The 26,435-nt window shown below is 49.8% G+C and carries 21 protein-coding genes; 8 read left to right on the plus strand and 13 right to left on the minus strand.

What is annotated here, in order from left to right; genetic code table 11:
* Positions 1-54 precede the first annotated feature (54 nt).
* From AC5SLM_RS07810 to AC5SLM_RS07840, 7 genes are all read left to right on the plus strand, one after another.
* Positions 55-1,356, plus strand: coding sequence for an anaerobic C4-dicarboxylate transporter (locus tag AC5SLM_RS07810; protein WP_495250384.1), 1,302 nt, complete (start codon positions 55-57; stop codon positions 1,354-1,356).
* An 18-nt stretch (positions 1,357-1,374) separates the two neighbouring features.
* Complete coding sequence (locus AC5SLM_RS07815; protein ID WP_495250385.1) at positions 1,375-2,421, plus strand: type II asparaginase; 1,047 nt, start codon at positions 1,375-1,377, stop codon at positions 2,419-2,421.
* Positions 2,422-2,476: 55 nt separating this feature from the next.
* On the plus strand, positions 2,477-4,369 hold the full coding sequence (locus tag AC5SLM_RS07820; protein ID WP_495250386.1) for a methyl-accepting chemotaxis protein: 1,893 nt from the start codon (positions 2,477-2,479) through the stop codon (positions 4,367-4,369).
* Between the two features lie 24 nt (positions 4,370-4,393).
* The gene (locus AC5SLM_RS07825) at positions 4,394-6,250 is read left to right on the plus strand and encodes a sensor histidine kinase (RefSeq protein ID WP_495250387.1); all 1,857 of its coding nucleotides are present in this window, start codon (positions 4,394-4,396) and stop codon (positions 6,248-6,250) included.
* Positions 6,247-6,894 carry a response regulator transcription factor gene (locus tag AC5SLM_RS07830; RefSeq protein ID WP_495250388.1) on the plus strand — a complete coding sequence of 216 codons (648 nt, stop codon included), beginning with the start codon at positions 6,247-6,249 and terminating at the stop codon, positions 6,892-6,894. Before AC5SLM_RS07825 ends, AC5SLM_RS07830 begins: the two co-directional genes overlap by 4 nt.
* A gap of 90 nt (positions 6,895-6,984) precedes the next feature.
* A complete protein-coding gene (locus AC5SLM_RS07835) occupies positions 6,985-8,844 on the plus strand; it encodes a sensor histidine kinase (protein WP_495250389.1) in 1,860 nt (619 codons plus the stop codon).
* Positions 8,841-9,488: a response regulator transcription factor gene (locus AC5SLM_RS07840; protein WP_495250390.1), complete on the plus strand. Its 648-nt coding sequence runs from the start codon at positions 8,841-8,843 to the stop codon at positions 9,486-9,488. Before AC5SLM_RS07835 ends, AC5SLM_RS07840 begins: the two co-directional genes overlap by 4 nt.
* Positions 9,489-9,503: 15 nt before the next feature.
* Here the strand turns inward: AC5SLM_RS07840 and AC5SLM_RS07845 are convergent, their stop codons facing one another.
* Positions 9,504-10,826, minus strand: a complete 1,323-nt coding sequence (locus AC5SLM_RS07845) for a Na+/H+ antiporter family protein (RefSeq protein ID WP_495250391.1) — start codon at positions 10,824-10,826, stop codon at positions 9,504-9,506.
* A gap of 208 nt (positions 10,827-11,034) precedes the next feature.
* On the opposite strand from AC5SLM_RS07845, the gene AC5SLM_RS07850 reads away from it, so the two are divergent.
* Positions 11,035-13,122: a cation:proton antiporter gene (locus tag AC5SLM_RS07850; protein WP_495250392.1), complete on the plus strand. Its 2,088-nt coding sequence runs from the start codon at positions 11,035-11,037 to the stop codon at positions 13,120-13,122.
* A 56-nt stretch (positions 13,123-13,178) separates the two neighbouring features.
* Here the strand turns inward: AC5SLM_RS07850 and AC5SLM_RS07855 are convergent, their stop codons facing one another.
* From AC5SLM_RS07855 to AC5SLM_RS07910, 12 genes are all read right to left on the minus strand, one after another.
* The gene (locus AC5SLM_RS07855; protein ID WP_495250393.1) at positions 13,179-14,807 is read right to left on the minus strand and encodes a YcaO-like family protein; all 1,629 of its coding nucleotides are present in this window, start codon (positions 14,805-14,807) and stop codon (positions 13,179-13,181) included.
* A gap of 136 nt (positions 14,808-14,943) precedes the next feature.
* Positions 14,944-16,554: a methyl-accepting chemotaxis protein gene (locus AC5SLM_RS07860; protein ID WP_495250394.1), complete on the minus strand. Its 1,611-nt coding sequence runs from the start codon at positions 16,552-16,554 to the stop codon at positions 14,944-14,946.
* Between the two features lie 137 nt (positions 16,555-16,691).
* A complete protein-coding gene (gene bioD / locus AC5SLM_RS07865; protein WP_495250395.1) occupies positions 16,692-17,333 on the minus strand; it encodes a dethiobiotin synthase in 642 nt (213 codons plus the stop codon).
* 31 nt (positions 17,334-17,364) lie between these two features.
* Complete coding sequence (locus AC5SLM_RS07870; protein WP_495250396.1) at positions 17,365-17,718, minus strand: type II toxin-antitoxin system PemK/MazF family toxin; 354 nt, start codon at positions 17,716-17,718, stop codon at positions 17,365-17,367.
* Positions 17,712-17,957: an AbrB/MazE/SpoVT family DNA-binding domain-containing protein gene (locus AC5SLM_RS07875; RefSeq protein ID WP_495250397.1), complete on the minus strand. Its 246-nt coding sequence runs from the start codon at positions 17,955-17,957 to the stop codon at positions 17,712-17,714. The genes AC5SLM_RS07870 and AC5SLM_RS07875 overlap by 7 nt, the downstream gene beginning before the upstream one ends.
* Before the next feature lie 94 nt (positions 17,958-18,051).
* Positions 18,052-18,801, minus strand: coding sequence for a malonyl-ACP O-methyltransferase BioC (gene bioC, locus AC5SLM_RS07880; RefSeq protein ID WP_495250398.1), 750 nt, complete (start codon positions 18,799-18,801; stop codon positions 18,052-18,054).
* Positions 18,794-19,426, minus strand: a complete 633-nt coding sequence (locus tag AC5SLM_RS07885; protein WP_495250399.1) for a pimeloyl-ACP methyl esterase BioG family protein — start codon at positions 19,424-19,426, stop codon at positions 18,794-18,796. The genes bioC and AC5SLM_RS07885 overlap by 8 nt, the downstream gene beginning before the upstream one ends.
* Positions 19,426-20,547 carry an aminotransferase class I/II-fold pyridoxal phosphate-dependent enzyme gene (locus AC5SLM_RS07890; protein WP_495250400.1) on the minus strand — a complete coding sequence of 374 codons (1,122 nt, stop codon included), beginning with the start codon at positions 20,545-20,547 and terminating at the stop codon, positions 19,426-19,428. The genes AC5SLM_RS07885 and AC5SLM_RS07890 overlap by 1 nt, the downstream gene beginning before the upstream one ends.
* A gap of 2 nt (positions 20,548-20,549) precedes the next feature.
* On the minus strand, positions 20,550-21,857 hold the full coding sequence (gene bioA, locus AC5SLM_RS07895; RefSeq protein WP_495250401.1) for an adenosylmethionine--8-amino-7-oxononanoate transaminase: 1,308 nt from the start codon (positions 21,855-21,857) through the stop codon (positions 20,550-20,552).
* A gap of 234 nt (positions 21,858-22,091) precedes the next feature.
* Positions 22,092-23,411 (minus strand): saccharopine dehydrogenase NADP-binding domain-containing protein, encoded by a 1,320-nt coding sequence (locus tag AC5SLM_RS07900; protein WP_495250402.1) that lies wholly within the window; start codon positions 23,409-23,411, stop codon positions 22,092-22,094.
* The gene (locus AC5SLM_RS07905) at positions 23,401-24,762 is read right to left on the minus strand and encodes a sigma-54-dependent transcriptional regulator (RefSeq protein WP_495250403.1); all 1,362 of its coding nucleotides are present in this window, start codon (positions 24,760-24,762) and stop codon (positions 23,401-23,403) included. The genes AC5SLM_RS07900 and AC5SLM_RS07905 overlap by 11 nt, the downstream gene beginning before the upstream one ends.
* Positions 24,753-26,435, minus strand: a complete 1,683-nt coding sequence (locus AC5SLM_RS07910) for a sensor histidine kinase (protein ID WP_495250404.1) — start codon at positions 26,433-26,435, stop codon at positions 24,753-24,755. Before AC5SLM_RS07910 ends, AC5SLM_RS07905 begins: the two co-directional genes overlap by 10 nt.

Below are 26,435 nucleotides of genomic sequence, written 5' to 3' on the forward strand. Positions count from 1 at the left end.
GACCTAAACGGGTGCGTAGCAGTGCGCACCTACACTTAAAACAAAGGAGTTTCTATGTTATGGCTTGAAGTCATCGTCGTATTAGCCGCCATCTATTTTGGCGCAAGACTTGGAAGTATCGGCATCGGTTACGCAGGCGGGATTGGCGTGCTTGTGCTCACCCTTGGTATGGGCTTAAAACTTGGCTCTATTCCCATTGATGTTATCCTTATCATTATGTCTGTTATCGCGGCCATCGGTGCCATGCAAGTCGCAGGCGGGTTGGATTACATGGTTAGCATCGCAGAAAAAATCCTGCGCAAAAATCCTAAACAGATTGTTTTTTTAGCGCCTGTTGTAACCTACATCATGACCTTTTTTGCCGGCACTGGCCACACCGCGTTTTCTACCTTGCCCGTCATCGCCGAAGTGGCCAAAGAGCAAGGCATCCGTCCTTCACGGCCTCTTAGTATCGCTGTTGTCGCGTCTCAGATTGCCATCACCGCTTCGCCTATCTCAGCGGCGGTTGTTTTTTTAAGCGGTGTCCTTGAACCTCTAGGCGTTGGGTATTTGGAAATCTTGGCCGTATGTATTCCTTCGTCCTTTTTAGCGTGTATGGTCGCGGCCTTTGTCTCTAGCTTTTTGGGCAAAGAACTCAAAGATGACCCCGTCTATCAAGAGCGTCTTGCTAAGGGCCTTATCAAAATGCGTGGCACAACCAAGCTTGACATCAAGCCAGGCGCGAAGCTTTCTGTGGGCATTTTCTTGTTTGCCATCCTCGCCGTTGTCACCTACGCCACCATGATTAGTGACAAAGTTGGCCTCATCACAAACCCTGTTGTGGGCCGCGATGCTGCCATCATGCTTTTCATGCTTAGTGCCGCTGCGCTCATCGCGTTTTTCACCAAAATCGACTCGGCCCAAGTGCTTAACTCTTCTACTTTTAAATCGGGCATGAGTGCGTGTATCTGTGTGCTTGGGGTTGCATGGCTTGGTTCTACCTTTGTGGTCAACCACATCGATGCCATCAAAGATTTTTCAGGGGACCTACTTAACACCCATCCGTGGATGCTAGCCGTGGTGCTTTTCTTTGCCAGTACCTTGCTCTACTCTCAAGCCGCCACTGCTAAAGCCCTCATCCCTGCGGCCATCGCCCTAGGTGTTGCGCCTGTTTCCATCGTCGCTTCTTTTGCAGCGGTCAGTGCGCTATTTGTCCTTCCTACCTACCCTACGCTCATCGCAGCCGTGGAGATGGACGACACAGGTTCCACGCGCATTGGCAAATTTGTCTTTAACCATCCCTTTATCATCCCTGGTGTTGTCGCTATTGCACTTTCTGTTGCCTTTGCCTTTGTCATTGGCGGGCTTATTCTCTAACACCCTTAAGGAGTTACGATGCATTTTCTCAAATTTTCCCTTGTTGCGTGCGTTGCGAGTGCCTCTTTGTTGATGGCTAAGCCCAACATCACCATCCTTGCCACCGGCGGAACCATTGCTGGGTCTGGCGCTACGGCGGTTTCAAGCAGCTACACCGCAGGTGCGGTGACGGTAGATAAACTCCTCGCCGCGGTGCCCTCCATCAATGAGATGGCACTTATCAAAGGGGAGCAAATTTCAAGCATTGGTTCTCAGGAGATGAACAACCAAGTCTGGCTCAAGCTCTCCAAGCGCGTCAATGCCCTGTTGGCTGACCCAAAGGTAGATGGCGTGGTCATCACCCACGGCACCGACACCATGGAAGAGACCGCTTATTTTCTAACCCTTACGGTTAAAAGCGACAAACCCGTCGTGCTTGTGGGCGCCATGCGTTCAGGCACTTCCATGAGTGCCGATGGCCCGTTGAACTTGCACAACGCCGTGAGTGTGGTCACCCACAAAGAAAGCAAAGGCAAAGGTGTGCTTGTGGTCATGAATGATGAAATCCACAGCGCACGGGAAGTGACCAAAAGCAACACCTCTTCGGTCAACACCTTCACCTCGCCCAATGCAGGGAAAATCGGCACCGTGTATTATGGCAATGTGGAATTTTTCATGCAGCCCTTACGCAAACACACCCTCGCTTCAGAGTTTGATGTGAGCGGACTTGAAGATTTGCCCCGTGTGGACATTCTTTTTGGACATCCACACGGCACCAAAGACCTTGTAGAAGCGGTGGTTAAAGCGGGAACCAAAGGCATCGTGTATGCAGGCATGGGCAATGGTAACCCTTTCCCAAGCACCCAAGACGCCCTTGGTGACGCGGTGAAAAAAGGGGTTATCGTCGCACGCTCTTCGCGCACAGGAAGCGGCAGCACTGTGCAAGAAGGTGAGGTGGATGATGCCACATACGGTTTCATCGCTACCACAAGCCTTAGTCCTCAAAAAGCCCGCGTGCTGTTGATGCTAGGACTTACCAAAACTACCGATAAAGAGGCGCTCCAAAACCTTTTCTTGACGTACTAATGCTTTGGGCTAGGGCAGCGCCCTAGCCTACTCAACTTCATGTAAAGGACTTCTTATGACTCTTGGCTTTAAAACAAAAATCTTTCTTAGCGTTGGCACCCTCTTGGGTATCAGTTTGTTTCTTTTGGCGGTTTTTAACCACCTCCAACACAAGCAAAGCATCACCCTTGCCACCGACACGGAGTACAAGATTTTAGCCACCTCCTTGCAAGAAAAAATCGACACATGGATGGAGACAAAAGCCCTCTCCGTAGAGAGTTTTGTGCAAAAACTTACCCAACACAACCCCCATTTAGAAAAACAAGAAATCTCCACCTTGCTGCTTTTGGCAAAACAAAGCGGCGGGTTTGACCATGTGTTTGCAGGCTTTAGTGATGGCAAGACCATCGACCACGACAACCGCAACCGCGAGGGCTACGACCCCCGCACCAGAGGGTGGTACAAACAAGCCATTCAAAGCCAAGATGTTTTCATTAGCGACCCTTATGTGGGTGCTAGTAGCGGAAAATTGCTCATCACCTTCGCCAAGCGCATCCTTGATGCTTCGGGTAAACCCATCGGCGTTTTAGGAGCGGATGTTTCCCTTGAAACCATCGAACGTTCTGTTTTGAACCTTGCTCTTCCCGAAGGGGGAAGAAGCATGATTTTAAATACCGATTTGCTTGCCATCATCGGCATCAAAGACAAAGAAGAAGCATCCCTTTTTAGTCAAAATAGCCAGTTTAATGCTTCCTCCATCGCCCTTGCACCCCACCACAAGCAGACATTTACCCACCAAGATACGCCCCAAATCTTTTTTTCAGCCCGCCTCAAAAGTCGCCCGTGGATTGTCGCTCTTGTTGTAAGCGAAACGGTAATCTACCAAAGCGCTACCACCGCTTTTCGCTCTAGCATGGGGCTTTTTGCAGTGTTTGTGCTAGTGGCGACTGCGTTGATGTACGCGCTTTTAACAACCCTCATGCGCCCACTAGATGCGCTGTATGAAACCGTGAAAGACCTCGCAGGGGGTGAGGGCGACTTAACCAAACGCCTTAGCATCAAACACCACGATGAGTTTGGGCGCATTAGCCATGAGATTAACCGTTTTATTGAAAAAATCGCCAACCTCATCCGCGAAGCAAGCCTCAGTGGGAGTGAAAACGCGGCCATTGCCGCACAGCTCTCTTCGGCGACGACTTCGGTGATTACCCTTGCCCACCAAGAAGGGGCACTTTTACAAGATGCGACTGCCCTAGGACAAACCATCTCCGCTTCTTTGGATGAAGCTTCCCACACAACCCAAACAAACCAAAAACGGCTCCTTGGCACCAGCGAAGAGCTAAACCGCGTGCGTTCGCGCATGGAAACCCTCAACACCACCTTGCAAGCAACCTCTTCAAAAGAAGCGTCCATCGCCCAAAAGCTCTCAGAAATTAGCGCCAACGCTACGGATGTCAAAGAGGTACTCACCATCATCGGCGACATCGCCGACCAGACCAATCTTTTGGCCCTCAACGCCGCCATCGAAGCGGCGCGCGCGGGAGACCACGGGCGCGGGTTTGCGGTAGTGGCCGATGAAGTGCGTAAACTCGCTGAACGCACCCAAAAAAGCCTCACCGACATCAACGCTACCATCAACGTGGTTGTCCAATCCATCGTCGAAACCAACGAACAGATGCTCCAAGCTTCCCAAAACTTGCACGGACTCTCGGACGAATCTACGCAAATTAACCACACCCTTTCCCAAAGCGTCACCCTGATGGACGAAGCCATCAAAGAGACCCAAACCACCCTTTCAGGCTACCTCGAAACCACCACCAAAGTGACCCAACTCACCCACAACCTAACCGCTATCGCGGACATCGCCCAACGCAACATTCACAGCACCCAAGAAGGAGCCAAAGCCAGTGAACACCTCTTTCACCAATCCGAGCAACTCAAACTTACCCTCGGGCACTTTAAGATATAATCTTACATCCACAGGGAGGTCGTAATGGGACTGAGGGCAATTGCGGCACTGTTTTTTTTAACATGGTGCACCTGTGTGTCGCTTTGGGCGAGTGACACCAAACAAATCTTGGTCATCAACTCTTACCACAAAGGGTTTCAGTGGAGTGATGACATGCTTAGTGGCATTGAAAAAGTGCTTTATGAGCACCCCAACATCACCACCAACATCCTCTACATGGATTCCAAACGCATCAGTTCCGAAGAGTACTACGCCGCGTTACGCGAGCTGTACAAGCTCCAACTTAAAAACCAGCGCTACGACCTCATCGTCGCCATCGATACCTTTGCGTACAATTTTTTACTCAAATACTACCATGAGATTTTTACCGATGAACCTCTCCTTTTTTCAGGGCCCGAACAGTTTTTTTTAGAAGAGGTGCAAGCAGTGGGACTGGAAGACCGCGTGGTGGGACTCCTTGAAAAACGCGCCATTGGCGAGTCGATTCCACTGATTTTAAACATGATGCCCGCCCTTGAAAAACTCACCATCATCAACGATGCAAGCATCAACGGGGATGATTCGGATGTGTTTATTCGTCAAGCCATCCAAGAACACCAAGGCACCTTTGCCATCGAATACATCCGCCATGCCACCCTTGAAGAACTCGAAGCACGTTTTGCCGAACCTAAAAAAAACGAAGCCATCTTTTTTATCCGTTTTTACAACGGCAGCGATGGTGCCTTTTACAAAAACAACCAAATCGCCGCCATGATTGATAAAAGCGCCTTGCCTGTCTTTGTCACAGACACCCTTTTCACAGGAAAAGGTGCCCTTGGCGGGAAAGTCGTCCCCATTCGCACCTTGGGCAAAACAACGGGAGAGTTGATTTTACAAACCCTGCAAGGCGAGATTTCTCCCCTACATGTAAGCACCGATGAAACCTACGAATACCAATTTGACGTGCAAAAACTCTCCCACTTTGGCCTCTCTCCCTACCCTTACGTAAGCTCTTACGTGCGCCTCAACGCACCCCTTGGGTTTTTTGACAAGCATCGGGTGCTTATTGATACCATCTTTGTGGCTTCGCCTTTGTTGGTACTACTCATCCTAGGCCTTGGGCACAACATCTACATGCGTGCGCGTAACGAAGCCAAACAGCGCGCCATCGAACTCCAACAAAACAAACACCAACAATTCATCGTCCAACAAGCCAAACTGGCCGAGATTGGCGAAGTGTTTTCCTCCATCGCCCACCAATGGAAAAGCCCGCTCATCGAGATTGCCGCCATCGCCCAAGAACATGTATACACATGTAAAGACCAACCCCACGAAGAAAACAACCCCTACGTCAACGACATCATGGTCCAAGTGCGCTACATGACCGACACCATCAACGACTTTCAAAAGTTCATCATGCCCTCCGTCGATAAAAGCGTTTTTGACGTCACCCAGACCATCGAAGAGATGCTAAAAATCATCAACCACACCATCAAATACAGCTACATCGACATCAGTGTGCGCAAGCAAGGCACCCAGCGCCTCTTGGTCAATGGCTACAAAAACGAGTTCATGCAAACCCTTTTAAACATCATCAACAACGCCAAAGACCAAATCACCCTCCTGCGAGAACGCGGGGGCATCAAACGCGGGGAGATTAGCATCTCCCTTTCGTGCGACGCGGACAAAATCATCCTTGCCATCTGCGACAACGGCGGGGGCATCCCTGAGGAGAAATTGCCCCAAGTGTTTGATGCGTACTTTACCACCAAAGAAGACGGGCATGGGATTGGTCTGTACATGACGAGGCTGATTATCGAAGAGAAAATGGGAGGCAAGATTTGGGCTTCAAACACCCCTGTGGGGGCATGTTTTACGATTTTACTAGGAAGTGCGGCATGAAAATTTTAGTTCTTGAAGACAACGAACGCTTGGCAAAAGTCATCAAAAGCGCCCTTGAACAGCAAGGGTGGCGGGTGGATCTGTTTGGGGATGGAGACGAGGCGCTGGACGCGCTTAATAACGGGTACCATTTTTTCATCCTCGACATCAACGTCCCTTCCATCGACGGGATTTCGGTGCTTGAAACCCTGCGCATTTACCACAAAGGCACCCCCGCTATCATCATCAGTTCCAACCATGAATTGGAAAAAATCCAACTCTCTTACGAGCTTGGGTGCGATGATTTTCTCAAAAAGCCTTTTTTCATCTACGAGTTGGTGCAAAAAATCAAAAAACTCTCCCAAAGTGACGCGGGCATCGCCACCTTATGGAAAGGGTACACCTACGACTACGCCAACCACCGCTTGGTTGACCCCTTGGGCGCGGAGATAAAACTGGCCAAAAAAGAGATGGAATTTTTAGAGCTTTTTGCCAAAGACCCGCGTCGCGTGGTGAGCTTTGGAGAGCTCGAAGAGTACGTGTGGGAAGGGGAGGAAACCTGTATGCTCAACATCCGCGCATTGGTCAAACGCTTGCGCAAAAAACTCCCCGAAGGCGCCATTAAAACCGTCAACAAAATCGGCTACTGTTTGGGAGAGATTTAAGCCTTACATGTAAAGAAAAAATACCTCTTTTTTTAGCTTAAAATTACACAAGGTGGGTTAGAATGTTTCTTGCTAATTAAAAGGGGTTTAATGAAAATTTGTGGGCTTGCGTTGGGTTTCGTGCTTTTGGCGTCTGCCTTTTTTTCGCCACTTTTTGCCCAAGAGCCCCAGCGTGTGTTGATTTTGAACTCTTACCCCAAAAACTTCCAGTGGAGCACGGAGATTATTTCGGGGATTCAGGAGGTTTTTACCGCTAACCCCCACGTCCAAGCCGATGTCATCTACATGGATGGCAGGCAAGCCGCCTCCCAAGACCACCACCAAAAACTCCGCGACGCCATCACCATCAAACGCAAAAAAACCACCTACGACCTCATCATTCCCATCGACCGCCACGCGTACACGTTCGTGCTTGCTTATTACGACGAACTCTTTTCCCATGAGCGCATCTTATTTTCTGGGATGGAGCATTTTTCCCAACTGCATGCGCGCCGTGCGGGGGTGCTTGATAAAATCTCAGGGGTGCTAAAAATCCGCCCCATCCAAGACAATATCGCCATCATCCACGCCATGATTCCTAACCTCAAAAAGCTCTACATCCTCAACGAAACCTCCACCCAAGACCTGCAAGAGGGGGTTTCCATCCAAGCCATCATCGACACCTTGGGCGTGGACTTTGAGGTGGAATACGTAGGAGACATGGCCCTAGAGGAGCTCGAAGCCAAGTTTTCCGTCCCTGCACCCGATGAAGCCATGCTCTTCATCCCCTTTTACAGCGGCAACTACGACCAGTTTTACCGCAACTACGAAATCGCTTACGCCATCGACTCCTTTGAATTGCCGGTTTTTGCCACCGATTCACTCTTTATCACCAAAGGCATCGTCGGGGGAAAATCTGCCCTCATCAAAGACATCGGCCACACCACGGGCGAACTGGCTATCACCTTGCTTTCCAACCCAAACGCGCCAAATCGCATCATCACCGACGTCAAACACGAGTACATTTTCAACTATGAAAAAATCAAAAAATTTAACCTAGAACCTTTTTTGCTCAACCAATCTTTTCGCTTTGTGAACTCTCCCGTACGTTTTTTGGACAAGCACAAAAAATACGTCGATGCCCTTTTTCTCGTGCTTCCCTTGCTCATTTTGCTCATCTTAGGATTAGTACACAACATTTACATGCGCATCCAAAATGAGAAAAAATGGCGCGAGGCGGAGCTTCAAAAAAACAAACACCAACAATTCATCGTCCAGCAATCCAAGCTCGCGGAAATTGGCGAAGTCTTTTCCTCCATCGCCCACCAGTGGAAAAACCCCCTCGTGGAAATCGCCACCATCGCCCAAGAGCATGTCTTTACATGTAAAGAAACGGAAAAGGACGTGGCCAACCGCTACGTGGATGACATCATGGTGCAAGTCCAGTACATGACCGACACCATCAACGACTTTCAAAATTTCATCATGCCCTCCACCGCCAAGAGCATCTTTGATGTGACCGAAGCCATCGAAACCATGATGAACATCATCCGCCACACCATCAAATACAACTACATCGACGTGACCATCGACAAGCAAGGCTCCAAGCGCCTCATGGTCAATGGCTACAAAAATGAGTTCATGCAAACCCTTTTAAACATCGTCAACAACGCCAAAGACCAGATTGGAAAACGGCGCGAACACGGGGAGATTAAACGCGGGGCCATTCACATCAACCTCTACAATGACGCTTCTAAAATCATCATCGCCATCTCCGACAACGGCGGAGGCATCGCCAAAGACAAACTCCCCCACATCTTTGACCCCTACTACACCACCAAAGAAGAGGGGCATGGCATCGGATTGTACATGACCAAGCTCATCATCGAAGAAAAAATGGGGGGCAAGATTTGGGCCTCCAACACCCCTGCGGGGGCGTGTTTTACCATCATCCTAGGAAGTGCCACATGAAAATTTTACTCCTTGAAGACAACGAACGCTTAGCCAAACTCATCAAAAATACCTTAGAGCAAGAGGGCTACAAAACCGACATCTTCACAGACGGCGAAGAGGCCCTTGAAGCGCTAAACAATGGCTACCAGTGTTTTGTTTTGGACATCAATGTCCCTTCCATCGACGGGATTTCCGTACTAGAAACCCTGCGCCTTTACCACAAAGAAACCCCCGCTATCATCATCAGCTCCAACCATGAACTAGAAAAAATCCGCCTCTCTTACGAACTGGGGTGTGATGATTACCTCAAAAAGCCCTTTTACGTGTACGAATTGGTACACAAAATCAAAAAACTCTCCCGCGTTCCTTCTAAAATGGTCACCTTATGGAAAGGCTACGACTACGACTACGCCAACCACCGCCTCTTCAACCCCTGTGGAGAGGAGATAAAACTGGCTAAAAAAGAGGTGATGTTTTTGGAGCTTTTTGCCAAAGACCCCGGACGCGTCATTGGTTTTAGCGAGTTAGAAGAATACGTCTGGGAAGGCGAAGAGACGTGCATGGACAACATCCGCGCCCTGCTCAAACGCTTGCGCAAAAAACTCCCCGAAGGCGCCATCGAAACCATCGTCAAAATAGGCTACCGTTTAGGGGAGATTTAGGCTTTACATGTAAGGCTATAGCACCATCGCCGCAGCCCATCCAAAGAGGATGAGCGGAATGTTAAAGTGGATAAACGTGGGCACGACGGTGTCCCAGATGTGGTCGTGTTGCCCATCGGCATTGAGTCCTGAGGTTGGCCCAAGCGTGGTGTCAGATGCGGGTGAGCCCGCGTCTCCAAGGGCTGCGGCGGTGCCCACAAGGGCGATGGTCGCTAAAGGTGAAAACCCAAACTCCATACACATGGGTACATAAATGGCCGCAATGATAGGGATGGTTGAGAACGACGAACCGATGCCCATGGTGATGAGCAAGCCCACAATGAGCATCAGCAGTGCCGCCAAGGAGCGGTTTTGGCCGATGGTTTCACTCACAAAACTCACGAGCGTCCCCACACCACCGGTGGCTTTCATGACTTCGGCAAACCCCGAAGCGGCGATCATGATAAACCCAATCATCCCCATCATGGCGATGCCTCTAGCAAACACGTCTTGGGTTTGGTCGGGCTTGACGACACCAAAAGCCACAAACACCGCGAGCCCCGCCAACGCGCCCAAAATGATGGAGTCTGAGTACAGTTGCAACCACAACGCAAGGACGATAGCCCCTACCGCCGCGACGATAAACAACGGCTTGATTTCCACCGACTCAGGCTCAGCAGCCAAGAGTTGCTCCAAAGAATATTCGCGGGGTTTGCGGTAACTCACCAAACCCGCCACCAGTAGACCTAAAAACATCCCAAACACAGGGATAGCCATGCCTACGGGCAGTTGGGCCGTGGTCACGTGCACCCCGTTTTCCACGATGTTTTTGAGCAAAATGTTATTAAGAAAGATGCCCCCAAAGCCCACAGGCAAGAGCATGTACGTAGCGGTCAAACCAAAGGCCAGCGTACACGCCACCAAGCGGCGGTCAAGTTTCAGCGTCGCCATGGTGTGCAAGAGTGGAGGGATGAGGATGGGGATAAACGCGATATGCACAGGGATAAGGTTTTGGGAAGAGACGGCGGCAAGCAAGATGATGCCCAAAAGCACCCCTTTGAAGTACAGTTGTTGCAACGCCGTGGCCTCTTTGCCAAGGCTTTTGATGACTTTTTGCGCCAACACATCGGTGATGCCTGAGCGAGAAATCGCCACGGCAAAGGCACCTAGCATGGCATAACTCAGCGCAATAGTCGCGCCCCCGCCAAGCCCGCCATTAAAGGCTTCGATGCTTCCAAGCACCCCAAGACCCGCCAACATACCCCCCGCCAACGCGCCAATCACAAGCGCGATGACTACATTTATGCGCAACAAACTCAACACCAACATCACCAACACGGCAATTACCACTGGATTCATCTTTGCCCTTTTATAAAAAATCAAAGCCGAAGTTATACCACGTTTGTGCTAAAGGGGTGGTTTACTGCGTTACATGTAAGGGATTTTTACGCCTTTTGGATTGGGTAAAATCCACTGTTCTTCCTTAAAGGGAAGGTTTTTTCTTCTTTGGCTATAATGCCCTGTTTCATTCAAATGCTTTATATTTTTCAACCATCGAGGTAGTAAAATGAGTAAATTATTTATAAGCTTCCCAGTTACTGACCCTATTCTTATTTTCTTTATTATTTTGGCTGTTGTTTTATTGGCAAGATTGGGGCTCAAACGGTTTAATCTCCCCTCTATTGTTGGGCTTATTCTTGCGGGCATTATTTTAGGGCCTAACGGGGTAGGTGTCCTTGCGAGAGACAGCTCCATTATCCTTTTTGGCACCGTAGGGTTGCTTTACATCATGTTTATGGCTGCTATCGAGATTGATTTAATCGATTTTCGCAAAAACAAACACCGCAGCCTTTTGTTTGGCGGGCTCACCTTCTTCTTTCCCATGGCCATCGGCACTGTTGCCGCTTATTATCTTCTCGGATTAGGCTTGGTCTCTTCTGTCTTGCTAGCAAGTATGTTTGCTTCACACACCCTTCTTAGCTACCCCATCGCAGCCCAATTTGGCATCACCAAATCCACGGCAGTATCAACCGCTGTAGGTGGAACAATCATTACCGATACCGCAGCCCTTTTGGTCTTGGCTGTCATCGCCGCAAGTGCTAAGGGTGACATTGGGGTCTTGTTTTGGCTCCACCTTTTAGGAGCAACAACCCTGTTTGGACTGGTGGTTTTCTGGGGTATTCCGCGGGTTGCTCATCTTTTCTTTAAAAAATACGACGAAAGCGTTCCTCAGTATATTTTTGTTCTTGCTATGGTCTTTTTTGCGGCGTTTATAGCCGAACTCGCTTCCCTTGAGCCGATTATTGGTGCTTTTGCAGCGGGCTTGGCACTTAATAAATTTATCCCGCAACACTCTGCTCTTATGAACCGTGTAGAGTTCATTGGCAATGCTATTTTTATTCCTTTTTTCCTTATTGGTGTGGGAATGATTGTGGATATTCGAGTCTTTTTTACTTCATGGGAAACCCTTTGGATTGCCCTAGTCATGACTGTTGTCGCCTTGTTTTCAAAAGGGATAGCAGCGCGCCTCGCACAAGCAGTGCTTCATCTTAATAAGGCCGAAGGAAGGGTTATTTTTGCCCTAAGTGTCTCTCAAGCCGCCGCAACCCTTGCTGCTGTCTTTGTCGGATACAATCTTGGCTTTTTTGATGAGGGCATCCTTAATGGAACCATCATCATGATTTTAGTCACCTGCCTCATTGGTTCCTTGGTAATGAACCGCTGGGGGCAGGTACTCTCCGACCAAGAAGCCAGCATTGCCAAGGAAGATGATGCTAAAGAACAGCGTATCATGCTTGCTGCCCACTCTGCCTCCACCATTAATGGCCTTATGAATCTTGCCTTGGTTATCAAAGCAGAAAACAGCAACCCGCTCATCGCCCTTCATATCATCAAACAAGGCAAACATACCGACGAAGAGTTGGTTTTTGGGAGAAAGATGCTAGAAGAGGCAGTCAAGCTGGGAGTTGCCTCAGAAAATCAAGTTCATATCGTTACGCGCATTTCTTCTTCAAGTAGCATTGGCATTGCCAGAAGTGCTAAAGAGTTTGCCGCCTCAGACGTATTGCTTTATTGGGATGGAGAACTTGGTGAAACAGAAGGGAGTTTTGGTAGTGTTATTGACACCGTCGTAGCAAAAACTCACGCTACGGTCCATCTTGCGCATCTCGTCCAACCTTTTAACACATTCAAAGAAATTGTACTTTACATTCCTCCGCGTGCTGAATTAGAAGAAGGCTTCGTTCATGCGGTGACGCAAATCAAACTTTTAGCTAAGAAATTGGCCATCATTCCCCATATTGAAGCCTCCAATATGAGTTTACGCTATGCACAAGCTGTCATGCGCACTATTCCACCTCTTGCTTGCACCACCAATAAGTTTGACGATTGGCGAAGACTTGATGAGGAATTGCGTAAAAGCCCACCAAACCGCTTGATTATTCTTTTTGGGGCACGGGAAAATACCCTTTCATGGGAAGCCTACATGAGCACCTTACCTGAAATTCTTAGTGTTCACAAAGGAGAGCGCAATATGATTGTGCTCTACCAAAAACAGACCTCTACGGAAGAATTGCAGGTGCAAATTGCCAAAAATCGTTACCGTGAAATCTTTCGCGGTAACAAACGCCGCGTCTCGAAACTTCTTGGGTACTGAGCCCTTCGCAAGGGAGAAATTTCCCCTTGCGCAATCAGGTCTGTTGTAAAAACAGTTTACTCAGCCCTGCATATAAGGTGTTTTTTCGCCCCAAGTTTGTCGTACAGCGCAAGCACGTTGACATAATCCCCATGAAACGTCGTGTCAACGAGATACTCCTTACCTTCAACAATGGCGCGGGCTTTTTCCACCTTTTCTTCGCCAAAAATAGCCTCTAAGCCTTCTTGGTATTCTCCGTACGCGCATCCTGCTTCTTGCATCCTCAAAAGCTCCAAAAGCACGCTAGAAAGAGGGTGTGTGGAGTATTCTAACAATCCTATCGCCTCTGTGCAAGCTCCAAGGGAAAGGTAGATTTGAGCTTTGAATTCCCTCATGGTAAAGCTTGTCTCAAAAATCACCCCGATGAATTTTTCCACATCCAAGGAGTCTTCGAGGGCTTCTACGGCGTCTAGCATCTCTTGGGGGTCGTGCTCTTTAAAGCCTAGCACCAAGGAGCGGATGAGTTTGCCTTGGTTTTTGTTGTTGTACACAAGGTCTTCGATGGGGTAAACCTCGGAGAGCCCAGGCACGAGGATTTGGCACGAATAAAACCCTAGGTAGGTGTATTCGCGCAGGTACATCTCCTTGCCCATCCCCTCAACAATGGCGCAAAGGTAGGCAAGTTCTTCTTGGCTTGACGTGCCTTGGTAGGAGGTGGGCGTGTAGTCAAAGGTTTTATTTTTACGCAAAAATCCAAACCCCAACTTACCGTTTGAGTCGATGAAATGCGACTCCAAATTAAAACTATCCTCCACTAGCGCCATGTCAAAGGTAGGGGTTTCAAAGCCCGCCAACTCGCCTAGATTTCTCCCTTGCATCAACTCCGTCATGGTGCGCTCCAACGACACTTCCAAAAGAGGATGCGCCCCAAAAGAGACAAACAACGTGTTGTGCGCTTGGTCAATCAGCGCAATGGCACTCACGGGAAACTTCCCGCCCAAGGACGCATCAAGCACCAAGACACCATAGCCCAACCCTTGAAGCTCTTTCACATCAGACGCAAGACGCGGAAACCCCTCTAGGACGGACGCAGGGAAGCTTGGCAGCGCGTAGCCGTTTTTGATGACCTCTATCTTTACGTAGCGTTCAAACACTTCGCTTAGGGCTTGCACTTGGGCTTCGGCGGGGGTGTTTCCTGAAGCCAAACCGTTGCTCACGTAGAGATTGGAGAGGATATTAAGAGGAAAATACACCGATGCGCCGCTCATGTGTTCCACAAAAGGAAGGGCAACCACCCTCTCTTCGTAGTCGCTGTTAAAGTCGACAAAATCTTCCTCGCACACGCTGTTGCTGGGGTCATACAGCGCCCTTAGCGCCGCGTTTAGGTACGCACCCCCAAACTCATAAGCTACCTCATCGGGGTAAGAGACGCGCCCAGGCAAGTAAAAATCACTAAAAAAATTGTTGGTTTGAAGCCGTTCGATGTACTCGCCAAGGGCGCTGGCTATGCAGGCTTTGGAGTAGATGCCTTTGCCGTTTGAGTAGAGGTGGCGCGGGGCTTCAGCAGAAGCGAGATTCACCGAATAGCAATGCCCAAGGGGGTGTTTTTCTAGGGAAAAATCCACCTTGCACCCAAGGGCATCAAGGGCGTGTTGCATAGCGGCAATAGAAACATCAAGGGAAACATGTTTAGATAAAAGGTGCATGGGCGGTTCTTTGGGGGAAATTTAGTCACAGTATAGCCGATTCTTCGCCCATACGCTTACATGTAAAGCTTCCAAACGTCACGGCGCGGGGTGCATCAAGGGGTTACATGTAAGGGAAAATCCCTTACATGGTAGACTAATTTTGAAACTGATTGAGCTTGGTATTGAGGTTTTCAGAAAGTCGCGAAAGGTGGTCTGCCGCGGAGGCAATCTCTTCCACACTGCGCGCATTTTGGCTTGTGAGGGTGTTGATGTTGGCCACCATGCCGACGATTTTGTCCGTGTCTTTGGCGATTTTCACCGCGTTGCTCGCACTGCTTGTCACAGACACCACCCCTTCTTCCATGAGTTTTGCTGTTTGCAAGATTGTCGTCTCCACGCCATTTGACACGGCAAGCAACCCTTGCACGCCCTTGGCATTGTGGGTCATCTCACCCGAAGAGTCCACGATGGACTGGACGATGACGTTGATGGTCGCGTTAATCTCACTTAGGCTCGTTTGCGTGCGCTCTGCGAGTTTTCGCACCTCATCCGCCACCACCGCAAACCCACGCCCGTGCTCTCCTGCGCGCGCCGCTTCGATGGCTGCGTTGAGGGCGAGTAAATTGGTCTGGTCGGCGATGTCACTGATGACAGTCAAAATCTGCTTCACCTGCTCCGCATCCACGCTCATTTGCTCCAACTTTGCCGCCAAAGACGTTTGGGCGACACTGGCTTGCTCCATCTCATCGCGCAGGGTCGTAATCTCACCCTTGGCCCCTTCGAGTTGGCGTTGGGCGGTGTTCATGGTCTCTTTACTTTGGGTTGAAAGGGTCGCGCTCTCCTCCACAAAGCGTTTAATCGCCTCGATGTCTTGGATGGTTTTTTCCACAATCACACTGCTTTGTTCCGCATTTTTTCCAATCTGCATGCTCGTGGAGCTCAGCTCATGGGAAACTGACGCGTTTTCATTGGAAGAGTGCTTGGCATCGGTGATGGTATGTTCCAAGGTCTCAATCAAACTGTTGAAGCTCTCCACAATCTGGGAAATCTCATTGTTTTTTGCGTACTTGATGCGAAAACCAAGGTGCTTCTTGGTGACAAACTCCCCAATCCCCGACCGCATGAGCGCCACGCTTCCTAGAATATTTTTGCGAAGCAGCAACCCAAGTGCCGCACAAACAACCATAATACCTAAAGACAAAAGCAACATGATGATTTCAGCATTATCTTTGTCTGTCACAGCAACTTGCGCTTCTGCATTTGCCACTTCTTGGTTGTAGCGCATGTGCGCGTCCAACGCTCTTGTAAACGCTAACAGCACAGGCCTGCTTTCATTTAGCAGGCTTTCTGCCGCACTTTTTTGCCCCGAAGCCGAAAGGGCCATCACCCGCTCAATCGCCGCCGTCGCGTTCACAAGAGCCGCGTTGTTTTGCGCCAAATGCTCCTTGTCTTTGTCACTACTAAGCATCGCCTCGTAAGCTTTTAGGTTCGTGGTTAAACGCCCTTTGACGGTTTCGATGGCTTTTTTTGCCTCTTCTTTTCTTGCAGCTTCCTCAAAAGAAATATGCTCCCACAAGTTAAGGCGCAGGCGGTACCCGTCTTGAAGTGTATCGACTAGTAACATAATACTAGGGATAGAATTCTCATTCGCGTAATCAGTTTGGTGGTACACCTGTTCCAATTTTACATAACTGATACCATAAATAGCGCCAAGGCCGAGGATAGTCACACTAATCATCGCCAACAATTGTTTTGAGAGGTTCATGGAAAGCCCTTTACATAAGATGAAGTTGAAAACTTCTGGAGGCATTATAGAATAGGAGTGTTATATTAGTGTTGCAAATTAATAAACTGAAAGTGGTTATCAAATCCCTAAATTTAGGGATTTGAATGTAAGCGTAGTTACAAAATAGGAAGCGTTATCAATGCACTTTGAGGAAAATGGGTGGCGAGGTAAGTCTGAAAATACGCGTGTGTGGCCTTAGAGATTTCCTTATTTTCTTCTGAATACACGTCGTTAAACACCAACGTGTGTAATTTTAACCCTCTTATATGTAAGGCTTCCAAACTTAAAAGCGTGTGGTTAATGCTCCCAAGGCGCCCTGAAGTCACCAAGATGACCTCATACCCTCGCTGAGCGATGAAATCTATCTGCAAAAAAGTCGGGGTTAAGGGCACCATCAAGCCACCCGCACCCTCAATCAGTAAGCGTTCACAACGCAAAGCAAGGGCGGCCGTAGCCGCGTCAATAGCTTTTATGTCCACTTCCTTGCCCTCTTTTTGCGCCGCAAAATGGGGTGAGGCAGGGTACGCAAAGACTTGGGGTAAGCGCAATGCCGCTTCTTCGCCCACAGGCAAAGGCGTTCCCATGAGCGCGCAATGGGTCGCGATGTCTCCAAGCCCCGCTTCCACCCCCGTTTGCACCGGTTTTTGGGTCAAGGTCACGATGCCCTCATCATTCCACAACCGCGCCAAATACCCCGTGGCATAGGTCTTGCCGATGTCCGTATCAATCCCACTCACAAAAAATAGTCGCGCGCTCATGAACTTCCTTTACATGTAAGGGATTTTTGCCTCACCCTTTTAATGAGACTGGCTCCAAAATACTCCCAACAATCCCCAACACACGCCCCAAAAGTTCTTCGGAAGCTTTTTCAATGAACTTCACGTTTCGTGCGTTGTAATCAATAGATTTTACTTGTTCACTCATGACAAAGCCCGTCAGTTTAGTAGAGCCAATCTCCACATGAAAAGGAAAGTTTCTCTGCGTATTGGTGATGGGGCAGGCAAGCGCAAGCCCCACGTGCTTGTTAAAAACCCCGTTGCTGATAATAAGTGCAGGGCGTCTGCCTTGCTGTTCGTGTCCTGCTTGGGGGTCAAAGGTGAGCGCAACAATATCGCCTTGTTCAGGGATGTAGCCCTTTACCATGCTTCTTTACCTGCTTGAGAGACCATCTCTTCGCCGGCTTGGTACCCTTTGGGGATGCGTGAAACAAGGGTGTTAATGTCATAAACATACTGCTCTTTTTTCACAGGCTCTATCACGACTTTCCCGTTTTCTACAGCTAAAGAGACAACATCTCCTACGGTTAAGTGCAATTGGCTAATAATGTCCTTAGGAAGCCTAAGCCCTTGTGAGTTTCCCCATTTGGAAATAGTTGCCATCATGGGTTTGCCCTCCTTTTTTAATGTATATCCAAAGTATATCTTAAATGTGTTTTGGGTGCAATGGGTTGGCAAAACATGCAGTCATTTTAGTCAACTAACGTGTCGGCTTTCTCCGTGCGATGACATACACCGGATGGTACGTTAAGGGCACCTTCCCTTTTTTTTCAAAGGCTTTAGCGTACGCGGTGCAAAACGCTCCCAGTTCCGCTTTACCCCAGCGCACTTTCGCTACGCCACCCACGCCCGTGGCCTTCACGTGGCGCAACACATCCAAAGGCGAATCAAACCACAAGGTGAGCCGTTCCTCCTCGCACACGAGCACTTCAAAGGTTTCTGGCACCATTCTTGCCCACGTTTTTGGCGTAGGATACGAAAGCCCCACACCGCAAACCGCTTTGATTTCCCCCATATTGCCCTCCCCAAACGCGCAAAAGGCTATCCATGAAAGCTCCGGTTTTGCTAGGCGCGCTAAAAACTCCTCGGGCGCCTCAAACCACTGCAAGGCCGAACACGACACGAGGGCATCATAGGGCAACTCAAAGGCCAAGCTTTCGGCATCGCCTGCCTCAAAACGGGTCTGTTCGTCGCACAAGGGGGCGATTTTTTCTTCCATGGAAGGGCAAATGTCATTGAGTGTCAACGCCCTTGGAGCAAAATGCTCTTTAAAGGGGCGCGAAAACAGCCCCGTCCCGCACCCCACTTCCAAGACCCGCAACCCCTGTGGAAATCCCTTTACATGTAAGCGTTCAAGAAAACGTTTAGCGATGGCTTCTTGGGCTTTTGCGGCCTCTTCGTAAGAGGTAGCCGCCTTGGCAAACCGCTGGACCATGAGGGTTTTAGGCACGGGCAAGCAAGGCCTCCAACACGGTTTTGTCGTAATGGTTTGCGTCCACTTCACAAACCCTAGCCAACCCTTCCCACCCTGCGCGTTGGTTTTGGGGGGTAAAAATGCGGTCTTTTCGCCCCACCATCGCCTCATCCCACGCACAAGGCACGCACTCTTGCGCCCCTATCCACGCCAACTCTTCGCGCACACTCTCTAGCGAACGCTTTGGCGCGTGGGCCTTAAATTCTTCGTAGGCATTCCCGCACATGCGACGGGTAAATTTCTCTAACGTGATTTCATTTAGCCCCGCCAAGGTTCCCTCAAACACGGCTCTTGCAATCCCTTTGGCATCATCCACAGGAGTTGGCGTGCCATTAAACGCCAAGGAACGGACCACGCGCGGGTCATTAAGGATGCCACACGCGCACGCCGCCCACACGCCCATCGACCACCCCACCACGCCGATGCTCTCATAAGGTTCTAGCAAGGTTTTATCAAACGCCAAACGGCGGTAATCAAAACACACCAGTAAGTCTTTTCTCAAAGGGCTAAAGGTTTCAAAAGGGCACTCATCCATCCCCCATCCCGCAAAAAACACCACCACGTGGCTCCCTTGCCCTTGGGCTAAAAACCGTGTTTGCATCAGAGCACGTCCAACATCGCGCGAATGTGCGTTTCTTCCACCAACGAGGTCAGGGAAAAACGGATGCGCGAGGTGCCTTGGGGCACTGTAGGCGGGCGAATGGGCAAGGCGTAAAACCCAAGCGCCCGCAAGGCACGTGCCTTTTCAAGGGTCGGGGTGTTTTCGCCCACCATGAGCGGGATAATATGGCTCGAAGAGGGGTGCGGGTACCCTTTTTGGGTCAACCCTTCGCGAAAAAGTGCACTCGTCCGCGCCAACTGGGCACGTTCTTTTTCAAACCCGCTTAAGCGTTCTAGCACAAAGGCACTCCACAGCAAGTTGATGGGCGGCAAGGCGGTCGTAAAGATGAGGGTGCGCATATGGTTGACCAAAAACTCCCGCATGAGCGCTGAACACGCGATGTACCCGCCCACCGACGCCAAGGCTTTACCAAAGGTTCCCGCCAAGATGTCAATCTCTCCCATGCATCCGCACGCCTGCGCGCATCCTAGCCCACTCTCGCCGCGTACGCCTACGCCATGGGCTTCATCTACATACAGCATCACCTTTTCGTAGCGGCGTTTCAAGGCCACCAACCCTTTCAAATCCGCCTCGTCTCCATCCATGCTAAAGATGCTCTCGGTGACTACAATCACATGCTCGTACGCCTCATGGTGGGCACGCAACAAGGTTTCGAGGTGGTTTAAGTCGTTGTGGGCGTAGCGCAAAAATTTGCCCCTAGAGAGGCGAATGCCATCAATCAAGCTCGCATGGACCAGCTTGTCCGCAAGGATGAGGGTTTTGTCGGTACAAAGAGCGGGCAAAATGCCTACGTTCATGTGGTAGCCGCTGTTAAACACTAGCGCACTTTGGGTGCCAAACAGCCGGGCCAACAGGGTTTCAAGTGCTTCATACGCGGGCACGTTGCCCGTTAAAAGGCGCGAAGAAGAGGCTGAAAAAAGCGGAGGCTGGTCTTCAAGGGTGCGTAAGAATTCTTGTTGCAAGGAAGCATTAGACGCAAGACCCAGGTAATCATTGGAAGCAAGGTTTAGCCCCTGCTTTACATGTAAAGGATTTGGCAAGGTGCGTTTGCCCCCGTTTTTTTCTAACGCGTCAAGACGCTCTTGCAAAAATCTCTCCATGCTTACTCCCCTAAAGCGTGCACGACGCGCACGATGGCACGTGTAAGGTGGAGGAGTTCGCGTTTTTTCATGATAAAAGGGGGCATCACGTAGACCAGTTTCCCAAAAGGACGCACCCAAACGCCCTCGTTTAAAAACAATGCGCACGTCTTTTCCACGTCCACGTTCGTGCGTAGTTCCACCACGCCAATCGCCCCAAGCACCCGCACATCGGCCACATGGGGCAACGCGCTAAGAGGGGAAAGATGCTTGCACAGTACCGCCTCAATGCCTTGCACCCGCTTGGCCCACGGGCTTTCCACCAACAGTTTCACCGACGCAGCGGCCACCGCGCACGCAAGCGGGTTGGCCATGAATGTGGGGCCGTGCATGAACACACCAGGGGATTTGCTTGAAATTCCCTGAGCCACCTTTGTGGTTGAGAGCACCGCGGAGAGGGTCATATACCCGCCTGTCAAGGCTTTGCCAATGCACATAATATCAGGCTCCACACCCGCATGTTCACACGCAAAGAGCTTGCCCGTACGCCCAAACCCCGTGGCAATCTCATCAAAAATGAGCAACACTTCGTACGCCTCGCACAAGGCTTTGGCGCGCTTGAGGTAGGTGGGATGGTAAAAGCGCATCCCGCCCGCCCCTTGGACGATAGGCTCTAAAATAAACGCGGCAAGTTCGCGGTGGTGGGCTTTTAAAAAGGTTTCAAGCGCATGGGCATCTTCTTCGTTCCATTCGCCTCCAAAGAGAGACTGGGGCGCAGGGGCAAACAGCCGTTTGGGAAGTGCGGGCCCAAAGATACGGTGCATCCCTGTTTCGGGGTCACTCACAGACATGGTGTTCCACGTGTCACCGTGGTAACCTTGGCGCAGGGTGAGAAAGTTGTTCTTGTGGGGGCGGTCTTTGGCAAACCAATACTGCACCGCCATTTTTAACGCCACTTCCACCGCCACCGAACCCGAATCCGCGTAAAAAATCTTCTCCAACGAAGGCGGCGTGATGGCAAGGAGCGCTTTGCCTAGTTCAACAGCAGGCCCATGGGTCAACCCTCCAAACATCACGTGTGCCATGGAAGAGAGCTGGGTTTTGATGGCGCGGTTAAGCACAGGGTGGTTGTACCCGTGAATGGCACACCACCACGAGGCCATCCCGTCAATGACGCGACTATCATCACCCAAGACCAAAGAACACCCCTTGGCCCCTTTGATAAACGTGGCAGGAAGAGGCTTGGTCATGGACGTGTACGGGTGCCACAAATGGTCCTTGTCAAAGGCTAAAGCGGCTGAAATTTCGGGTGAAGAAACTAGGGTTTTCATGGGCAAAAGTGTAACCAACGCGGTGTTAAAATGAGGTTAATGCACTGTCCCACTGCGCCTGTGAGCGGATTTTTGAGGCCATAAAGCGCTCAGGAGAGCGCTGGCCGAGAACCCTCGGAGGTTTGTCAGGACGACAAACCGAGAATGAGCGAATAGGCGCAGTGGGACAGTGCTATCCAGTCAGACATTCTTTACATGTAAGTGCTATCTATAAGCCTTACATGTAAAGAATATTCATGAGGCGATGGCGTGAAACAGGTTGAGTTTATAAATGCCAAGTTCGCGTTTGATGGCGTCGCACAAGGCAGGACCAAACAGTGGCGGCAAAGCTTCGGTTGTCAACACGCCCTTAAGGGGGTGGTGGTGCGCGTACATAAGCGTGTGAAACAGCAACACACCCGCCCCGATGCCTGTGGGGTAAGAGATGTACGTCGCCCCCGAATAGGGCGTTTTAATGAGGCTCGTTAGGTCCACAAAGCTCACGCCCACCGACTCGGTGCAGGTTACTTTTTGGGGAGTGTTGGGGTAGCGCACCTCCAAAGTCAAATCCGCCACCGCGCAAAAGTGGGCATGTTTGATGGTCTTGTTGCGAATGTAGTCTTCAATCACTTCGGGAGATTTCATCTTAGGAATGACGTCTTTGATGATAGAACTGATGGAAAATTGTGCGTCTTGGTACCCGTAGCAGTAGCGGTTAGAAAGGAGGTTGAGCTGGTAGAGGTTTTTCATCAACTCGACCTCGTTGCCGCCCACGTGCATGCGGATTTCAGGCACTTGGGGGAAACTTTGGGCGAGGGAAATCACCTCTTCTTGAAACACAGGATACACTTCCACGCTGTTTTGAAAATACGGAAAAGCGTAGGTTTTGGACTTGGAAAAAGGAGTCAAGGTTTTGATTTTGTGGTTTTTGAGGTAAACAGGTTTAAAGGAAATCTCTTCGATGGCCACATGCGGCGCCCATGAAAAAACCAACGCTTTGGAACAAATCTCTTCAAGCAGTTGAATACTGATTTTTTTCACCCGCGTCGCATAGGGAAGGTTGTGAAAATGGGCGATGCGCTCCCCGATGAGAAAATTGCTCACGCCGGGGGAAATCCCCAGATTGATTAGCCCAAAAATCCCCTTGGCCTCAAAGGCCTTGGCGTGGTCTTGTTGGGCAAAACGTTTTGTGTCCAACAAAGTTTGGGTGTAAATATCGCTGGCCAAATCCGCGTAATGGGCCCCATACAAAAGGGCGAGTTCCATGATGGGAAGGTTAAGGGAAGGCACAGAAGCATTCACCAACACGTCGCACGCACCGAGGGTTTTAACATGGGCGTCGGGGGCTTCAAACACCGCACTAAACGCCTCCACCTCCACAAAGGTACTGCGCTCCAAAAGCTCAGGGTTTCTGAAAAAATACCCCATCGCGCGCGCACGTGAACGCACCACAAAGACAAAAGAAGGGCTCTTAAGGGTGTTTTTATGGCACAGTTCAAACAAGGCGCGCGCCATCACCACACCCACGGCCCCCACACCAAAAAAGGCGATGCGTAGAGGAGTATTAGTCTTCATTGTACAATCCTGCTTCTTTGAGGCGTTTGCGCAAGGTCAGTCGCGCCACACCTAAGGCTTCGGCCAATTTGGAGAGGTTTGGGGTTGCCTCATAGGCAACTTTGAGCCAAGTTTGGCCTAACTTCGCGTCAATATCACCATAAGGCAAGCCTTGGTCCAAGCCTTGGCGCAACGCCAGTTCAAGGTGCCCCACCCAATCTTCCACCACGCGCTCTTTTTGGGGAAAATCTTTTTCCTTTAACATCCCCTTTTGACGGTTTAAACACGCGCCAAACACGGCGTTGCGCAGTTCGCGGATGTTGCCACTCCAAGGGCGATTTTTAAGGGTCTCAAGGGCTTGGGACGTAATGCCTGCAATCTCTACATGTAAGCTTATGTTTGCCTTTGCAATAAAATGCGACACAAGGATGGGAATATCTTGCGCACGCTCTTTGAGTGAGGGGGCTTCGATGCTCAGCATTGCCAAACGAAAATACAAATCTTCCCGAAAGAGTTTTGCTTCAATCTTTTCGTGCAAGTTGATGTTCGTGGCGCTCACAATGCGCCCTGAAAACACCTTGTCTTCTTTGCCACCCACCCGCCGAAATTGGCGCGTCTCTAAAAAACGCAGTAATTTGCCCTGCGCCAAGGGTTCCAACTCCCCAATCTCATCCAAAAACAAGGTTCCCTCACCCACTTGCTCTGCGTAGCCAATGTACTGGGCATCGGCACTTGTAAAGGCGCCTTTTTCATGGCCAAAGAGTTGGCTTTCAAAAAGTTCTAGGGGAATCGCCGCGCAGTTGAGTGCCACAAAAGGGTGTTTTGCGCGCGATGAGCTTTGGTGAATGAGTCCCGCGATGAGCTCCTTTCCCGTGCCCGTTTGCCCGTAAATGAGTACGCTAAGGTCGTTATTGGCCGCCAAACCAATGCGCCGATAAATCTCTTTCATGGTTTCATAAGAACCCACAAAACTCTCCCCTGTGTTTAAAGGTTCAGGAGGCACTTCCTCTTGCGTGCGTTGTTCGTAAGGCGTCACAAGCTCCATGAGCGCCTCTTCGTCAAAGGGTTTTTTTAAGATGTTTTGCACCCCAAGCTTAGACGCTTCAATCATGTTTTGCGCCGTGGTGTACGCGGTCATCAAAATGATGGGCATTTGGGAAGTTTTTTTCAGCTCTCTGATGATGTCAATCCCGCTAAGCTCCACGCCAAGTTGCACGTCCACAATCAGCAAATCAATCCCCTGCGAGCTAAGGGTTTCGCACAATTCTGCTTCCGTTCCCTCAAAGGCGATGGCCTCGTGTCCGTGGCGTTTTAAGATTTTGGCAACCGAATAGCGAATATCGGGCTGGTCATCAATGACGGCTATACGCATGCGCACTCCTCTAAGGGTAAGAAAAGATGAAAGGTTATCATGTCGCCTTGCTGTTCCACTTCCATGAAGCCGTGGTTTAAGTAGACGATTTTATACACCGTAAATAACCCCAATCCTGAGCCCTCTTTTTTGGTAGTGAAAAAGGGTTTAAAAAAGTTTTTACGCACGGATTCTGGCACAGGGTCGCCGTGGTTTGAGACACTAATATGCACCCGTTTTCGCCCTTGGCGCTCTAGGGTGACAAGGATGGTCGTCCCCTCAAAGGCCGCTTCGATAGCATTAGAAAGAAGGTTCGCAAAAATCAAATGCAAGGCTTCGGGGTCAAGGGCGACACAAAACGCTTCTTTTGCATCTACCTTTACATGTAAGGCTTTTTGCTTCATCTTTTTAGAAAGCCGTTCGTTCACTTCGCGCACAATAGGATTAATAGAGCTCACCACACCCGAGGCCACCACAGGACGCCCAAGGGAGAGAAAATCGCTCACCTGTCCGTCCATGCGTGCCAAGGTAGTGTGGATGATGGGCAAGTCTTCTTTGTCAGGCAATCCCTCTTTGGGCAGCAAGAGTTTTAAAGGTTGAAGCAGGTTTTTAATCTCATGGGCAAACGAGGCACTAATCTCTCCCACGGCGTTGAGCGAATGCAAAATCCGCGCGTCTTTTTCTTCTTTTTTAAGGGTCGTGATGTCCAAAATAGTCGCCACGTAGTTTTCTTGAATGCGCTCAACGCGCAATAACAAAGAGAGGGGTTTTTTACCTTCATTGTACGCGGAAGGGATGGCAAGGGTTTGGGTCTCTTCTTCCATGATTTCTTTAAGTTTTTCCGCAATCTTTGGAAAAAAAGTGTGCAAGCGCGGGTCTAAAACGCTACTGTGCAAGGGGTGGTGGTTGTGAAACTGAATCCGCATCTGTGCGTCAAAAATGATGATGAGCGTGTCAACTTTTGAGAGCACCGAATGGTAAAACTCTTTGAGTTTTTCCTCGTGCTCCATGGCACTGCGGATGTCGTGCATGAGCTCGGTCGTATTTTCCAGCAAGACGGTGATTTCATCTTTTTCATCCCCCTCGTAGGGCAAGATATTTTCCCACTCTTTTTGGGCAACCGCACGGGTATTGTTGACGACTAAATTCAAGCGGTCGATGGTCTTGATGACAAAATACCGCGCAATCACAAGGGCAACGACCCCAAACCCAATCATCAGCAAAATCTGCACAAAAAACATCTCAACAATGAGTTCAAACAAAGACTGCTTTTTAAGCTTCAGGGCAAAAAACCCTAACATCACCCCGTCTTTATACAACGGAATCATTTCGTATTTTGGCTGGTCAATAAATTCACTCCCCATGCGAAACGTTGCCGTATCGGTGTGGGCGACAATCATTCTATCTGGCTTGGTAAATCCCGCTTCTTCGATGAGTTGAGAACTGGTTAAGCTTTTTAAAAACTTGAAAATCTCCCACCGGTTGTCAGTTAAAATAAAGTCTCCCACGTACGCGGAGTTTGATAAAATGGTCGTTTCAATCAAATCATCAATCAGCCTATCCGCTTGGTTTTTGGCCATGTCCAAGGAGAGCACGATGGCGATGGACGAGATACATCCCACCAAAAAAGTAATCAGCACGGCGAGTTTGATTTTAAGGGAAAAGCTTTGCAAAAACCGAATCAGGCGTTTCAT

This window comes from Sulfurospirillum sp. HTRB-L1 (assembly GCF_059415125.1).

Bases quoted from the DNA above. Each gene is read 5' to 3' on its own strand.
- AC5SLM_RS07875 (WP_495250397.1), bottom strand. From the start codon at position 17,957: ATGATGGCAACTATTTCCAAATGGGGAAACTCACAAGGGCTTAGGCTT.
- bioD (WP_495250395.1), bottom strand. From the start codon at position 17,333: ATGAGCGCGCGACTATTTTTTGTGAGTGGGATTGATACGGACATCGGC.
- AC5SLM_RS07855 (WP_495250393.1), bottom strand. From the start codon at position 14,807: ATGCACCTTTTATCTAAACATGTTTCCCTTGATGTTTCTATTGCCGCT.
- AC5SLM_RS07810 (WP_495250384.1), top strand. From the start codon at position 55: ATGTTATGGCTTGAAGTCATCGTCGTATTAGCCGCCATCTATTTTGGC.
- AC5SLM_RS07825 (WP_495250387.1), top strand. From the start codon at position 4,394: ATGGGACTGAGGGCAATTGCGGCACTGTTTTTTTTAACATGGTGCACC.
- AC5SLM_RS07835 (WP_495250389.1), top strand. From the start codon at position 6,985: ATGAAAATTTGTGGGCTTGCGTTGGGTTTCGTGCTTTTGGCGTCTGCC.
- AC5SLM_RS07840 (WP_495250390.1), top strand. From the start codon at position 8,841: ATGAAAATTTTACTCCTTGAAGACAACGAACGCTTAGCCAAACTCATC.
- AC5SLM_RS07860 (WP_495250394.1), bottom strand. From the start codon at position 16,554: ATGAACCTCTCAAAACAATTGTTGGCGATGATTAGTGTGACTATCCTC.
- AC5SLM_RS07885 (WP_495250399.1), bottom strand. From the start codon at position 19,426: ATGCAAACACGGTTTTTAGCCCAAGGGCAAGGGAGCCACGTGGTGGTG.
- AC5SLM_RS07890 (WP_495250400.1), bottom strand. From the start codon at position 20,547: ATGGAGAGATTTTTGCAAGAGCGTCTTGACGCGTTAGAAAAAAACGGG.
- AC5SLM_RS07815 (WP_495250385.1), top strand. From the start codon at position 1,375: ATGCATTTTCTCAAATTTTCCCTTGTTGCGTGCGTTGCGAGTGCCTCT.
- AC5SLM_RS07910 (WP_495250404.1), bottom strand. From the start codon at position 26,435: ATGAAACGCCTGATTCGGTTTTTGCAAAGCTTTTCCCTTAAAATCAAA.
- AC5SLM_RS07900 (WP_495250402.1), bottom strand. From the start codon at position 23,411: ATGAAGACTAATACTCCTCTACGCATCGCCTTTTTTGGTGTGGGGGCC.
- AC5SLM_RS07870 (WP_495250396.1), bottom strand. From the start codon at position 17,718: ATGGTAAAGGGCTACATCCCTGAACAAGGCGATATTGTTGCGCTCACC.
- AC5SLM_RS07850 (WP_495250392.1), top strand. From the start codon at position 11,035: ATGAGTAAATTATTTATAAGCTTCCCAGTTACTGACCCTATTCTTATT.
- AC5SLM_RS07905 (WP_495250403.1), bottom strand. From the start codon at position 24,762: ATGCGTATAGCCGTCATTGATGACCAGCCCGATATTCGCTATTCGGTT.
- AC5SLM_RS07820 (WP_495250386.1), top strand. From the start codon at position 2,477: ATGACTCTTGGCTTTAAAACAAAAATCTTTCTTAGCGTTGGCACCCTC.
- bioA (WP_495250401.1), bottom strand. From the start codon at position 21,857: ATGAAAACCCTAGTTTCTTCACCCGAAATTTCAGCCGCTTTAGCCTTT.
- AC5SLM_RS07830 (WP_495250388.1), top strand. From the start codon at position 6,247: ATGAAAATTTTAGTTCTTGAAGACAACGAACGCTTGGCAAAAGTCATC.
- AC5SLM_RS07845 (WP_495250391.1), bottom strand. From the start codon at position 10,826: ATGAATCCAGTGGTAATTGCCGTGTTGGTGATGTTGGTGTTGAGTTTG.